Origin of the sequence: Tenacibaculum gallaicum (assembly GCF_003387615.1) — a bacterium.
Lineage (GTDB): Bacteria > Bacteroidota > Bacteroidia > Flavobacteriales > Flavobacteriaceae > Polaribacter > Polaribacter gallaicus.
This window is the reverse complement of sequence record NZ_QUNS01000004.1, coordinates 16,370-30,705: the sequence shown is the minus strand read 5'-3', so window position 1 is coordinate 30,705 and position 14,336 is coordinate 16,370. Positions and strand designations below refer to the sequence as shown.

The following is a 14,336-nucleotide window of genomic DNA, read 5'->3' as shown; positions in this document are numbered from 1 at the left end:
TAATAAGCCCATTCTTAAACTATTTTTTTTTGGTAAATTCGTAGAGCAACAAAAAAATAATATTTATGGCTTTTGATATTAATATGATAAAAGAGGTGTACAGTAAGGTGGTTGATCGTGTAGATGAAGCACGTAAAATTACGGGTAAGCCTTTAACATTAGCAGAGAAAATTTTATACACACACCTTTGGGATGAAACCCCAACGAAAGCTTTCGAAAGAGGAAAGGATTATGTTGATTTTGCACCAGATCGCATTGCGTGCCAAGATGCAACAGCACAAATGGCATTATTACAATTTATGCAAGCAGGAAAAGATAAGGTAGCGGTACCTACTACTGTGCATTGTGATCATTTAATTCAGGCTAAAGATGGAGCAGCAACCGATTTAAAACATGCAAACGATGTAAGTAGTGAAGTTTTTAACTTTTTAGAATCTGTATCTAATAAATATGGCATTGGTTTTTGGAAACCTGGAGCTGGGATTATTCATCAAGTAGTATTAGAAAATTATGCTTTTCCAGGAGGAATGATGATTGGTACCGATTCTCACACGGTAAATGCTGGAGGATTAGGTATGGTCGCTATTGGTGTTGGAGGAGCAGATGCAGTAGATGTAATGGCGGGTATGCCTTGGGAATTGAAGTTCCCAAAATTAATAGGTGTAAAATTAACAGGTAAATTATCTGGATGGACAGCACCAAAAGATGTGATTTTAAAAGTAGCAGAAATCCTTACAGTAAAAGGGGGAACAGGTGCAATTGTAGAATATTTTGGACCTGGGGCAACAGCAATGTCATGTACTGGTAAAGGGACTATTTGTAACATGGGAGCTGAAATAGGAGCAACCACGTCAACATTTGGTTATGATGAATCTATGGAACGTTATTTACGAGCTACAGATAGAAGCGATGTTGCAGATGCAGCAAATGAAATTAAAGAATACTTAACAGGAGATACAGAAGTATATACAAATCCTGAACAATATTTTGATCAAGTTATTGAAATTAACTTATCAGAATTAGGACCTTTATTAAATGGACCTTTTACTCCAGACTTATCAACACCAGCAGGAAAAGAAATGGGAGAAAAAGCAACAGCCAATGAATGGCCGCTACAAGTAGAGTGGGGCTTAATAGGTTCTTGTACAAACTCTTCTTACGAAGATTTATCACGTGCAGCTTCCATAGCACAACAGGCAATTGATAAAGGATTAAAAATGAAGTCCGAATTAGGGATCAATCCTGGTTCAGAGCAAGTTCGATACACAGCAGAAAGAGATGGTATTTTGGATCTTTTTGAAAAACTGGATGCTAAAATATTTACCAACGCATGTGGACCATGTATTGGGCAGTGGGCTAGGTATAGTGACCCTAAAAATGCACCAAAGAACAGTATTGTTCACTCTTTCAACCGTAACTTTGCTAAACGAGCTGATGGCAATCCTAATACACATGCTTTTGTAGCTTCACCAGAATTAACTGCTGCTATTGCAATTTCAGGACGTTTAGACTTTAATCCAATGACAGATTCATTAATCAATGAAAATGGAGAAGAGGTAATGTTTGATGAGCCAACAGGGTGGGAGTTACCACCAAAAGGGTTTGAAGTTAAAGATAATGGGTATCTAGCACCAGAGAAAGACGGTAGTCATGTAGAAATAGTTGTAAACCCTAATTCAGAACGTTTAGAATTGTTGACTCCATTTACTCCATTAGGAGATACAATTGAAGGAGCAAAATTATTAATCAAAGCACATGGGAAATGTACGACTGACCATATTTCTATGGCAGGACCTTGGTTACGTTACCGTGGACATTTAGATAATATTTCGAATAATTGTTTAATTGGAGCAGTAAATGCATTCAACATGAAAACAAACTTCGTGAAAAACCAATTAACAGGAGAGTATGATGCAGTACCTAAAGTACAACGTGAATACAAAGCAAAAGGAATTAAAACGATTGTGGTAGGAGATCACAATTATGGTGAAGGTTCTTCTCGTGAGCATGCAGCAATGGAACCACGTCATTTAGGAGTTGCCGCAGTATTAGTAAAATCATTTGCACGTATTCATGAAACAAACTTGAAAAAACAAGGAATGTTAGGATTAACATTTGATAACGAATCAGATTACGATTTAATTCAAGAAGATGATACGTTTAACTTCGTGGACTTAAATGAGTTTGCAACTGGTAAACCATTGACGATTGAAGTAGTACACACTGATGGCTCAAAAGATATAATCGTTACAAACCATACCTACAACGAAGGACAAATTGAATGGTACAAAGAAGGATCAGCTTTAAACCTAATTAAAAAACAAAATGCTTAACTATAGTTTAAAATAAATCGCTTAAAAGCTCTGGAAAACTCCAGAGCTTTTTTTGTAAAGAAACATTAATCTTTCCGACCTAGTTTAAAAAGTAAATTATGGGCAAACTTTGGTTTTTTGAAGATGTTAATTTATTTAAAATATTATGTCCACACAGATATGAGGGGTATAAACAGGAGCATATATTTTCTACATATAAAAAAAGCGACTATATATATTTTGAAGATGACGCAGCTAGTAAAATATACCTAATAGATAAAGGAAAAGTGAAGATAGGATATTATACTGAAGATGGAAATGAGATTATCAAAGCAATTTTAACCAAAGGAGAAATATTTGGAGAAAAAGCCATTTTAGGAATCGAAAAAAGAAATGAATTTGCACAATCAATTGATAATGCTACAGTAGTTTGTCCCGTATCTAAAGATACAATGTATTCATTAATGAGAGATAATGTATCTGTAAGTTTTAAAATCTATAAGTTCATAGGCGTACGAATGAAAAAGCTAGAGAGAAGACTGCAATTATTATTATTTAAAGATACACGGGCCCGTTTGTTAGAGTTTTTTAAAGAGCTTTGTGAAGAATATGGTCATGAATGTGATAAAACAGGAGATCAAGTAATTGAACACCCTTATACACAGAAAGATATTGCAACACTTATAGGTACCTCAAGACCTACTTTAAATACTTTAATGAATGAGTTAAAACAAGAACAAATAATAGACTTTAACAGAAAAGAAATACGATTGCTAAAAAAAGTAGCATAAGTGTAAGCTAGCTAACATTTTAAAAGAAAACATGCAAGTAACTTTGTTTTTGTATAAATTCAAAATTACAAAAACAATGAAGAAAATGCTTTTAACATTAGCAGTAATAAGCACGATAACTTTTGCTGCCTGTAGCGATGATGATGATAACGCACCAAGAACATCAAACTTAAGTCTAAATATAACTGGTTTAGAAAGTTTAGGAACAGAGTATGTATATGAAGGGTGGGTTATAGTAAATGGATCACCAGTATCAACAGGAACTTTTAGTGTAAATGACTCAGGAGAATTATCACAAAGCTCTTTTGTAGTAGAAGCAAATACTTTAGCAACAGCCACAAAATTTGTACTTTCTATAGAACCAACGAACGATCCAGATCCAGCGCCAGCAAATACTAAAATAGTAGCGGGTGATTTTTCTGGTAACTCAGCAGGAGTAACATCTACAGGAATTGTTGGGGATTTCTTTACTGCCACAGGAAAATATATTCTAGCAACCCCAACTGATGGAATGATGAACAATGAAAGAAGTGGTATTTGGTTTTTAGATTTAACAAGTGGAAGTCCAGCTACAGGATTATCTTTACCAACATTACCAGCAGGTTGGAAGTATGAAGGATGGGTAGTTATAAATGGCACACCAATTAGTACAGGAACCTTTACTGATGTGGCTATGGCTGATGATAATGCAGCAACAACATCATTTAAAGGAAATGTAAATAATGGACCAGGATATCCAGGAGAAGACTTTATACAAAATGCACCTACTGGATTTACTTTTCCTACAGATTTAAGAGGCAGGACAGCTGTTATATCCGTTGAGCCAGATCCAGATAATAGCCCAAACCCTTTTACATTAAAGCCCCTAGCGCATGGAGTTCCATCAGATGCTGATGACCATGTAACATTTACTATGGGAGCAGGGCCAGTTAAGGAAATTAGCGGTACTGTTACAAGATAGAGTATTTTATACAGGTTATAAATGTGAGAGTAATCAATTATCTTTGGTTACTCTTTTTTATATAAAATATTTATGATAGAATTTTTAAACAACATATCTCAAAAACCATTACCTGTAATTGATGTAACTATCTCTGTAGAAGAGTATGTTCCAATTTCAATAGCTGCATCTAATAAAGAATTAATCTTTGATGTTTCTTCATCAAAGGAGTGGGAAGCATATTTAGAAAGCTACTTTTCAAAACATCAAAAAACAGTTGCCTTTGGTGGGTATTTAGAGGTAAGAGATATTTATAGCCGAAGTGAACATTTCAATAAACTATCAGAAGAAAATCAACGAAATATACATTTAGGAATAGATTTATGGTGTGATGCAGGTACAGATATTTTAGCTGTATTAGATGGGGAAATTTATAGCTTTAAAAACAATTTAAATTATGGAGATTATGGGCCAACGATTATAGTAAAACATTCAATAGAAGGAAATGATTTTTATTCATTATATGGTCATTTATCATTAGAGTCCTTAGAAGAATTATCAGTAGGAAAACAAGTAAAACAAGGAGAAAAGATAGGAACTTTAGGAGATAGTTTCGTGAATGGAGACTATGCACCTCATTTACATTTTCAGTTAATTATAGATATAGAAGACTATTTTGGAGATTATCCTGGAGTAGCTTCAAAAAAGACGTTGGATTTTTACAAGCAAAATTGCCCTAATCCTAATTTATTATTAAAATTGCCAAATGAAACGAACATTAATAAATTTTAAAAACTTATTTAGAAAAGAATTTGTTTAAAATTTTTAATGAGAGAACGAATGTAACGAGTGGTTGCAAACGTTCTATATTTTATAATTATATACGAATCAATTAATAAAATTTAAACGTTTGAAATATAGACAACTTACAAAAGAACAATTTGAAGGATTACATGAAGAATTTGCTCGATTTTTAGCATCACAAAACATTGATAAAAAAGAATGGGATGAACTAAAGAAAGAGAAACCACAGGTGGCAGAAGAAGAAATGAATGTGTTTAGTGATGTAGTTTGGGACGATGTTCTTACCAAAACAGCGTATTTAGAACATTTTTCATCAAAAGTGATCAATCTATTTAAATGTGAAGAAAAAGAGATTCACCGTATTGTGATAAAAATTGACAAAGAGGTGAATGTTTTAGAACAAGAAGGATTTGAATGGTTATTAAAAAAACCGAATGATGAAGCTATTGAGTTTTTAAGAGGTTCAAAAGCTTATGAAGAAGAAAGAAATGTTGAAATTTTTGATTTAATTGAAAAAGGAAGCAACATTTCTAAAGGAGAATTGTACGAGTATTTTGATAAATTAACTTCAAATTCATAACTAATTGTAGTGCTGAACTTATTGAAGTATTTTAACTAGCATATCAGTACCTGTACTAGCAACGTCTTCAATAATTGTTAAGTTATTGAAGGCGTTTTTATTTACAGCAGGTTTAGGGTCAATAAAATAAATAGGCGTGTTGTGTTGTATATAGTTAACCAAACTAGCTGCAGGATATACTTGCATAGACGTTCCAATGATTACTAAAATATCAGCTTGTAAGGTAATTTCAACAGCCTTTTCTAATAGAGGAACATCTTCGCCAAACCAAACAATATGTGGACGCAATTGTTCATTTTCTTCACATACATCGCCTATAACAATATCTTTATTCCAATTGTAAACCAGGTGTTTGTTTTTAGTACTACGAGCTTTTAATAGCTCACCGTGCAAGTGAATTACATTCTTGCTTCCAGCGCGTTCGTGCAAATCATCTACATTCTGAGTAATGATCGTAACCTCAAAATCATTTTCTAATGCAACTAAGTTGTGATGTGCTTTATTAGGAAAAACCTCTAATAGTTGTTTTCTACGCAGATTGTAAAAATTCAACACCAATTCAGGGTTTGCATGAAACCCTTGTGGAGAAGCTACTTCATAAATATCATGACCTTCCCATAAGCCATCAGCATCCCTAAAAGTTTTAATACCGCTTTCGGCACTGATTCCTGCTCCTGTTAATACTACTAGTCGTTTTTTCATAGATATAATTGAAAAATTAATAATTTTAAGCCTAAGATATGAAGTATGTTATCAAAGAGCATTCTCTATTTTGTTGCAAGTTTAAGAAAATAAATACTAGGCCATCGCCCTGTGATTAAAAATAGGAAAATTTACTATGTTTGTTGTATGATTGATGAAGGACTATTAGCTTATTTAGAAGGGTATATTACTGAGAAAAGAAAAAAAAACTTTCATAAGGTTTTAAATGAACGAACACGTCATTTTGCGGTAGTGTTAGAAGATATTTATCAGCCTCACAATGCAAGTGCAGTAGTAAGAAGCTGTGATATTTTTGGAGTACAAGATGTGTATGCAATTGAAAATAAAGTAACCAATAGAGTTTCAAGACATGTGGCGAAGGGAAGTCAGAAATGGTTAGATATTCATCGATATAAAGAAGACGGAGACAATACCAAAGCTTGTTTGAAAGATTTACGAACGAAAGGATATCAAATTATAGGAACAACACCTCATACCGATTCTTGTGTGTTATCCGATTTTGATGTGACCAAAAAGGCAGCATTTGTTTTTGGAGCTGAAAAAGATGGTATTTCTGATTATATAAAACAAGAAGCGGATGGATTTTTAAAAATCCCTATGGTTGGGTTTACTGAAAGTTTAAATATCTCAGTAGCAGCTGCAATCACGCTACAAGATGTAACTACACGTTTAAAAAGAACAAATTTAAGTTGGCAACTCTCTGAAGAAGAAAAGAAGGTACTGTACTTTAAATGGATAAAAAACACCATTAAAAACCCAGAGAAACTGATAGAGCATTACTACAAAGAGTTTAATAAGCAGTAATTTGTGTAAAACATCAACCTAAACTTGTTTCAGGTTCACATTGTAAATTATCATGTATCATCATTATGGGATTCCGAAACAAATCTGATAGCAAAAGAAAGTTTTAAAATATGTGGGTTAGAAAAATTTTGTTTGTTGTTTTTTTTATTTTATTTATAAGTTCTCCTTTTACTTTTATACGTTTTAAACTATATCAAAAAAGAGTAAAATATATAAAGGATTATAGAAAGATAAAGGTAAAAGTAGATTCAATTGACCAGTTTGCGATGAATGGAGGCGTAAATGATGAAAATATTAAAGAAATCTATTATTTTGATTATAAATCGAGTGTTGAAGTTGATGAAGGAACCCAAAATGAATATTACAAACACTTCTTAAATAGTAAACAAGACTCCATTTATATATGGCACAATCCTAATGCAGATGATTTATATACAACTAAAGACCCAAAACCATTAAATTTAAAACTCCAAAAGTATTTGATGTATCGAGATTTATGCTTTTTAATACTTGATTATGGTTTATTTATATCATGTTTGTAGAAAAAAAGAAAACAAATGAGAAAAGATAAAATTTTAATTAGGTTATTAACCAGATAGTTCGGATTTACAATTGGTACGGACTTAAAGTAACAAAAATAAGAAACGTAACGATTGGATCTGTTCAAGCTTCTCGTCATTGTATTTGTAAAAAGATGGGGCTAGAAAGAGGGCAGGAGCTAGAACAAGCCATTATGGAATTGGTTGTAACTAATTTAATTAAAATTAGCTATTAGAACTTAATATTTCAAGTACTAATTCTTTGGTTAACGGTTGCCCGTTAGCCATTTTTTTGATGTTTTCAAAAGTAAACACAAAATCGCAACCGTTTTTATATTCAGAACATCCGTAGGCAGACTTTCCTTTTAAAACAGTTCCCTTATTACATTTTGGGCAGGTTAAGGTGTCAGAGTGAGATTTAGCTTTGCTGAACTTATGTTTCTCGTTATCACTCGAAATGACATTAGAATTTGTTTTTTTAGGTTCAAGTTTTAGGTTGAAATTATCATCAAAACGAACTAAACCTTCTACTTTTTTATCGTCTTGTTTGAATCCTTTTAAATTGGTCGTGCAGCCTTTATCAAGCAAACGGATTAATTGATTTTCGGATATTTTTTTAGCCATAAACTCAAAAGCTAAGGTAAAATTACAACCATTTTTATAAGCAGAACATCCGTAAGCAGTACTTCCTTTCAAAAGTTGTCCTTTTTTACATTTTGGACATTCTTTACCAATGACAGTTTTCTTTTTTGACGTTGTTTTCTTTGGTTTTTGTTTCGTTTTTTGAGCTTCGTAAGAAATTCGTTTCGTCTTAGAACTTGAACGAACTTCGTAGACCAAATCATCAACCATTTTTTTCATTTGATTGATAAACATAGCCGCATGATATTCACCACGTTCAATTTCTTTTAAACGTTTTTCCCATAGTCCTGTTAATTCAGCAGATTTTAAAAGTTCGTTATCAATTAAATCAATCAAATCGATACCTGTTTGGGTAGGAATAATCAATTTTTTTTGACGCTCAATATATTTTCTTCTAAATAAAGTTTCAATAATACTCGCACGTGTAGATGGTCGTCCAATACCATTTTCTTTCATTAATTCACGCATTTCATCATCATCTACTTGTTTTCCGGCAGTTTCCATGGCACGTAATAAACTAGCTTCGGTATAATTTCTAGGAGGCTTTGTTTCCTTTTCTAAAAATGAAGGTTCGTGCGGACCTTTTTCTCCTTTTTCAAAGGTAGGAAGTACATCTTTTTCTTCTGTTTTTTTAGAATCGTTTCCATATTCAAAAACAGCTCGCCAACCTTTGGTGAGTATTTCCTTTCCTGAAGTTCTAAACGGCACCTTATCAGCTTCTCCTTTAACTTCAGTTTTAGAGATATCACTATCGGGATAAAACACGGCAATAAATCGTTTTACGATGATATCATATACTTGTTGCTGATTGTACTGTAAGTTTATTTCTACCCCTGTAGGAATAATCGCATGGTGATCGGTAACTTTTTTATCGTTAAAAACTTTACTCGATTTACGTATTTTCTTCCCTAATAGTGGTTGAGTTAAAGAAGCATATTGTTTCAATCCTTTTAAAATATTCGGAACTTTAGGGTACACATCATTTGGTAAAAAAGTAGTATCTACTCTTGGGTAGGTAACTACTTTCATTTCGTATAATTTCTGAACAATTTTTAAGGTTTCATCTGCTGAAAAACCAAACTTATTATTACAATATACCTGTAAGCCTGTTAAATCGAAAAGTTTCGGAGCGTATTCTTTCCCTTTTTTCTTGGTAACCGAAGTAATTTCAAAGTCACTTTCTTTTACTTTATCAGCAAAAGCTTGTCCGTCTTCTTTCTTTAAAAAACGACCTTCTTCACAACTAAACAATGTCTCACGATATTGAGTTTGTAACTCCCAATACGGTTCAGGTTTAAAATTCTGAATTTCTTTGTAGCGTTCAACCAACATGGCTAGGGTAGGAGTTTGCACTCTACCGATAGATAATACTTGTTTGTAACCACCAAATTTTACAGTGTACAAACGGGTAGCATTTAAACCTAATAACCAATCGCCAATGGCACGAGAAAACCCCGCATAATATAAATTGTTGTAATCGTCGTTGTCTTTTAGGTTTTCAAAACCTTCTTTTATAGCTTCTTCGGTTAAGGAAGAAATCCATAATCGTTGAATTTTACCCTTGTAATTTGCCTGATTAATAACCCAACGCTGAATAAGTTCTCCTTCTTGCCCAGCATCCCCACAGTTGATAACCACATCAGCTTTTTGAAATAAAGATTTTACAATATTGAACTGTTTCTGAATTCCGCTATCACTCGTAACTTTTGTTTCGAAACGTTCAGGAAGCATGGGTAAGTTGTTTAGGTCCCAACTTTTCCAGTGTGGTTTGTAGTCTTTGGGTTCTAAAAGCGTGCATAAATGACCGAATGTATAGGTAACAGCATAGCCGTTACCTTCGAAATATCCATCTCGTTTGGTATTGGCTCCTAAGATATTAGCAATCTCACGGGCTACACTAGGTTTCTCGGCGATGCAAACTTTCATGAAAGTAATTTAGAGGGTCGAAATTACTAAATTATTTGTAAAAAATAAGAAGTGTTTTTAAAAAGAAAGGAAACTAAATTTGATTGGTATAATATTTGTTAACTTGCGGATAAACGCCATATTTATATTAAGAGATAGAGTTAAGTATGATGCTGTAATTGTTTAATTAAATTATGAAAAAAATGAGAACACTAAAATTTTTAGGAACGTTATTATTAGTTGCTTCTGTATTTGTAGGGTGTAACTTGAATAGCAAGAAATCAAAGGAAATTAAAGAAGAAACTATTGAAACTAATGAGCCTATAGCTATAACTTACAAAGTTGCTTCAAGATATTTTATTAAAAATAATGTAGATAAGCTTCCGAGTAAAATAGATAGTAGAGAAGAGTTTGAGAAATATTTTGGGGCAGCAGCAGTTATGGGGAAAAATGGAACTCCAACTCTAATCGATTTCGAAAAGGAATATGTAATTGCAGTTACCGTTGATGCTAATAACAAATCAACTGAGCTTCAGCCAGTATCACTTACTAAAAAAGGAGAGAAAATTAATTTTGACTTTTCAGTTATTGAAGGAAATGAAACTAGTTATACTACACGTCCTTCATTAGTAATAATTGTATCCAAAGAAATGGATGGTAATGTAACTACAAATCCAATTAAAGCAAAGAACGATGGTCATAATGCAAAAAACTCGTTAGATTGGGAAGGTGAATATGAAGGAACATTACCATGTGCAGACTGTGAAGGAATTAAGACCACCATTTTGCTGAAAAATAATAGTACCTACGTAATGACTATAAAATATTTAGGAGAAGGACAAGAAGAAACAGTTGAAGGAACTTTTGAATGGGATGCAGCTGGTACAGTAATTACACTAATAGATGGTAATGAAGAGGCTTATAAGTTAAAAGTAGTAGAAGGAGCTATTCAAAAGCTAGATATTGAAGGAAAAGAAATAACTGGTGAATTGGCTGAGTTATATTTTTTACAAAAAAAGTAGCTTGATTATTATATAAGACATAAGAAAAGACTTACCATTGGTGAGTCTTTTTTTATTGAAATTTCTAGCTAGCTTTTATATGCTTTAATTTTCTACCAATTATACTTGTAACTAATAGCCCGATTCCTAAGCCAATACCTAAACCTTGCATCATGTCTGATATTTCTGTATAACGAGTAAGTATTTGTAAAGAGGCAATTATAAAAATTCCTACTGATAGTAAAATCAACGATTTTTTATGAGTTAAGTTTTTCATGGTGTAAATTTTTTTGATATACATATAAGTAGTAAAATTATAGAATTTGTTACATTGACAATTATAAAACAAAAAAACTCGCCAATTGGCGAGTTTTATGTTTAAAAAGTTTAGCAGAAAAAAATTACTTCATTTCAGCAATAAACTCTTTGTTCATTTTTACATAGTCAGCATTTCCTGCCTTTTCAGCACCTGCTAATGAAGCTTTGGCAGCTTTAATAGCACCTTTTTTATCTCCAGCTTTAGCTAAGATTAACGATTGTTGACGTAAGTACCAAAAACGAGGTTGGTCTTTAGTCATATCTACCGCTTTGTTAATCCAATTTTTAGCTTTGTTAATATCTTTTCCTTCTTGTAAATAATATACAGCAGAAGAAAAATAATCATTAGCAGAAGGTCCGCCCATTACTTGTGCTATATTTTTTTCTACCGCTTTGTCAGTAGGAGTATTAAATTTTACACCTACGTAAGCATTTTCCCATAAAATTCCTAACACAGCAGAATCGTTTGTCAAATTGTCAACAGACATAGTAAACGTTTCAATTTTCATTGGCATAGCTTCAACTTTAGCAGTAGTAGATACAGCTACTTTAGAGTCATCCCATTTTTGAGGAGTTCCCCAGTTGTTAGCGTCAGAGTAAAAAATTACTTCCCAAGAATCTTTTCCGGGTTTAGTATATAAAGCGTATGTTCCCTTTTTTAAGGTTTTTCCATCAATGGCTACATCATCGCTAAAAGTAACTATAGTATTTTTATTGGCACCTGTTCTCCATACTTTTCCGAAAGGAACTAAATTTCCAAAAATAGCTCTTCCTTTCATGCTCGGACGAGAATATTCAACCGATACGTTAGTTAAACCTACAGTTTGTTCTAACTTAGCAGCTGGACTTGGGGCTGGGGTCTTTAATTGTGCACTGATATTTGTTGATATAGCAACAACAAACAAGCTTAAAAGTATTTTTTTCATGTTGATTGATTTGTTTTTAAATTAGTTTTGTTAAAATTACAAGGAATTCCTCGGATTAATGTTAACAAAAACTTAAAATACAGAAGTATTGTTTTAATAGATATTTGCAATCAAAGTAAGAATGAAAAAAAATAAAGTGTATAGAGATAATGGAGCAATTGGAGCTTTGTTAGATGAATATGAAAAATCAATAGGGGAGTTTAAAGAGTTAATTAAAGATGTTACCTCAAAAGAATTGATTCAAATAGTTGATAATAATACGAAAGATGAAGATTGTAAATCAATTCAAACAATAATAACACATGTAGTCAGGGCAGGATATACGTATGTTATTGAAATAAGAAAATGGTTAGGAGAAAGTATAGCGTATAAAGAAAAAGAGAAGCTAAGTTCTATTTCAGAATATAATGAGGCATTGGACAAAATGTTAGCTTATAATGAACAACTCTTTTGTGATTACCCCAATATGAAGCTAGAAGAACTAAAACCAGATAAAAAAATACATGTAAAGTGGGGACAGAAATACGATGTGGAGCAATTGTTTGAACATGCGATTGTACACATATTAAGACATCGAAGACAAATAGAACTATTCAAAGAAAAATTAATAGATAGAAACTCATAAAATGAAAAAATACATATCTGAAAGTATAGGGACTTTTGCTTTAATTTTCTGTGGAACAGGGGCAATGACTGTAAGTGAAGTTACTAACGGCGCAGATTTAACACATATAGGAGTAGCGATTACTTGGGGATTAATAGTTATGGCAATGATTTATGCTTTTGGAGAAATTTCTGGAGCACATTTTAATCCAGCCGTAACTATTGCTTTTGCCTATGCTAAAAAGTTCTCATGGAAAGAGGTGCCTAAATATATAATAGCTCAATTAGTAGGAGCCTTATTGGCAAGTGTAATGCTTTGGGTTTTGTTTCCTACAAGTGAGTTTTATGGAGCAACACTACCATCTGTAGTGCCTTGGCGAGCCTTTATATTAGAATTGTTACTTACTTTCTTTTTGATGCTAACTATTATTAATGTTTCTACAGGAAGTAAAGAAGTAGGAGTAATGGCAGGAATAGCTATTGGAGGTGTAGTTTTATTGGAAGCTATGTTTGCAGGACCTATAACTAAAGCATCTATGAACCCTGCCCGTTCTATAGCACCAGCATTAGTTTCTGGTCATTTAGAGCATTTATGGTTGTATATACTAGCACCAATTATTGGAGCTTTGTTGGCAGTGATTTCTTGTAAATTAGTAAAAGACGATAATTGTTGCGATGAAAAATGTTAGCATTTTAGGCTGTGGTTGGTTGGGAAAAGAATTAGCAGTAAACTTTATTGAGAAAGGATATGAAGTAAAAGGATCAACAACATCAAAAGAGAAACTTCAGGAATTAGAGTCAGTTGCTATTAACGCATACTTAGTTGATGTATCAGTGAAAAATATTCAATTAGAGTTTTTAGAGAGTGATGTGTTAGTAATTGCCATTACCTCTAAAGACATTGAAGGTTTTAAAAGGTTGATTTCTGCCATAGAAAAGTCGAGAATAACTAAAGTTATCTTTATTAGTTCCACTTCGGTGTATCCTAGTTTAAACAAGGAAATGACAGAAGAAGATGAAACTGTAAATTCTCCGCTAGTAGAAATAGAAAAGCTATTTAGAAATAATAATAAGTTTCAAGCAACGATTATTCGTTTTGCTGGATTATTTGGAGGGGAAAGGCAACCGGGAAATTGGTTTGCTAATAGAAAAATTCCACATCCAAAAGGTTATATAAATATGATAGACAGAGAAGATTGCATTGCTATCATAGAACAAATAATTGAACAGAATGCTTTTGGAGAAGTTTTTAATGCTTGTTCAAACGATCATCCAACCAGAGAAGATTTTTATATAAATGCTAGAAAAACTCTAGGAAAACCTACTCCAGAATTTGACGATTCAAAACCGTTGGTTTACAAAATAATTAGCAGCGAAAAACTTCAAAAAAGATTGAACTATCAGTTTATACACAATAACTTATTGAGTATTTAATAGTTTTGGCCAAG

Annotated in this window: 15 protein-coding genes; 11 read left to right on the top strand and 4 right to left on the bottom strand. The window is 32.7% G+C overall.

Features of this window, described 5'->3' with window-relative positions:
* Nucleotides 1-65: 65 nt before the first annotated feature.
* From C7448_RS08875 to C7448_RS08855, 5 genes are all read left to right on the top strand, one after another.
* Nucleotides 66-2,333, top strand: a complete 2,268-nt coding sequence (locus C7448_RS08875) for an aconitate hydratase (protein WP_115901024.1) — start codon at nt 66-68, stop codon at nt 2,331-2,333.
* Nucleotides 2,334-2,431: 98 nt separating this feature from the next.
* Nucleotides 2,432-3,103, top strand: coding sequence for a Crp/Fnr family transcriptional regulator (locus tag C7448_RS08870; RefSeq protein WP_115901023.1), 672 nt, complete (start codon nt 2,432-2,434; stop codon nt 3,101-3,103).
* A 76-nt stretch (nt 3,104-3,179) separates the two neighbouring features.
* Nucleotides 3,180-4,064: a hypothetical protein gene (locus C7448_RS08865; RefSeq protein ID WP_115901022.1), complete on the top strand. Its 885-nt coding sequence runs from the start codon at nt 3,180-3,182 to the stop codon at nt 4,062-4,064.
* A 72-nt stretch (nt 4,065-4,136) separates the two neighbouring features.
* Complete coding sequence (locus tag C7448_RS08860) at nt 4,137-4,835, top strand: peptidoglycan DD-metalloendopeptidase family protein (RefSeq protein ID WP_115901021.1); 699 nt, start codon at nt 4,137-4,139, stop codon at nt 4,833-4,835.
* 118 nt (nt 4,836-4,953) lie between these two features.
* A complete protein-coding gene (locus C7448_RS08855; protein ID WP_115901020.1) occupies nt 4,954-5,427 on the top strand; it encodes a DUF6495 family protein in 474 nt (157 codons plus the stop codon).
* Between the two features lie 18 nt (nt 5,428-5,445).
* On the opposite strand, the gene C7448_RS08850 is transcribed toward C7448_RS08855, so the two are convergent.
* Nucleotides 5,446-6,129 (bottom strand): SIR2 family NAD-dependent protein deacylase, encoded by a 684-nt coding sequence (locus tag C7448_RS08850; protein WP_115901019.1) that lies wholly within the window; start codon nt 6,127-6,129, stop codon nt 5,446-5,448.
* Nucleotides 6,130-6,276: 147 nt separating this feature from the next.
* Between C7448_RS08850 and C7448_RS08845 the strand changes: the two genes are divergently transcribed.
* Complete coding sequence (locus tag C7448_RS08845; RefSeq protein WP_115901018.1) at nt 6,277-6,954, top strand: TrmH family RNA methyltransferase; 678 nt, start codon at nt 6,277-6,279, stop codon at nt 6,952-6,954.
* A 110-nt stretch (nt 6,955-7,064) separates the two neighbouring features.
* Nucleotides 7,065-7,496, top strand: a complete 432-nt coding sequence (locus tag C7448_RS15830; protein WP_115901017.1) for a hypothetical protein — start codon at nt 7,065-7,067, stop codon at nt 7,494-7,496.
* A gap of 222 nt (nt 7,497-7,718) precedes the next feature.
* Here C7448_RS15830 and C7448_RS08835 read toward each other — a convergent pair whose 3' ends face one another.
* Nucleotides 7,719-10,061, bottom strand: coding sequence for a type IA DNA topoisomerase (locus C7448_RS08835; RefSeq protein WP_115901016.1), 2,343 nt, complete (start codon nt 10,059-10,061; stop codon nt 7,719-7,721).
* Between the two features lie 182 nt (nt 10,062-10,243).
* Here C7448_RS08835 and C7448_RS08830 point away from each other — a divergent pair, with 182 nt between their 5' ends.
* Nucleotides 10,244-11,062, top strand: a complete 819-nt coding sequence (locus C7448_RS08830) for a copper resistance protein NlpE (protein ID WP_170137023.1) — start codon at nt 10,244-10,246, stop codon at nt 11,060-11,062.
* Between the two features lie 64 nt (nt 11,063-11,126).
* Here the strand turns inward: C7448_RS08830 and C7448_RS08825 are convergent, their stop codons facing one another.
* Nucleotides 11,127-11,318, bottom strand: coding sequence for a hypothetical protein (locus C7448_RS08825; RefSeq protein ID WP_115901014.1), 192 nt, complete (start codon nt 11,316-11,318; stop codon nt 11,127-11,129).
* A 124-nt stretch (nt 11,319-11,442) separates the two neighbouring features.
* Entirely contained in the window at nt 11,443-12,285 is an 843-nt protein-coding gene (locus C7448_RS08820) for a DUF2911 domain-containing protein (RefSeq protein ID WP_115901013.1), read from the bottom strand.
* A gap of 121 nt (nt 12,286-12,406) precedes the next feature.
* Here C7448_RS08820 and C7448_RS08815 point away from each other — a divergent pair, with 121 nt between their 5' ends.
* The 3 genes from C7448_RS08815 to C7448_RS08805 are packed head-to-tail and all read left to right on the top strand — an operon-like array spanning nt 12,407 to nt 14,322.
* Entirely contained in the window at nt 12,407-12,910 is a 504-nt protein-coding gene (locus C7448_RS08815; protein ID WP_115901012.1) for a DinB family protein, read from the top strand.
* A 1-nt stretch (nt 12,911) separates the two neighbouring features.
* The gene (locus tag C7448_RS08810) at nt 12,912-13,577 is read left to right on the top strand and encodes an MIP/aquaporin family protein (protein WP_115901011.1); all 666 of its coding nucleotides are present in this window, start codon (nt 12,912-12,914) and stop codon (nt 13,575-13,577) included.
* A complete protein-coding gene (locus tag C7448_RS08805) occupies nt 13,564-14,322 on the top strand; it encodes an NAD(P)H-binding protein (RefSeq protein ID WP_115901010.1) in 759 nt (252 codons plus the stop codon). Before C7448_RS08810 ends, C7448_RS08805 begins: the two co-directional genes overlap by 14 nt.
* The last annotated feature ends 14 nt before the right edge of the window (nt 14,323-14,336 follow it).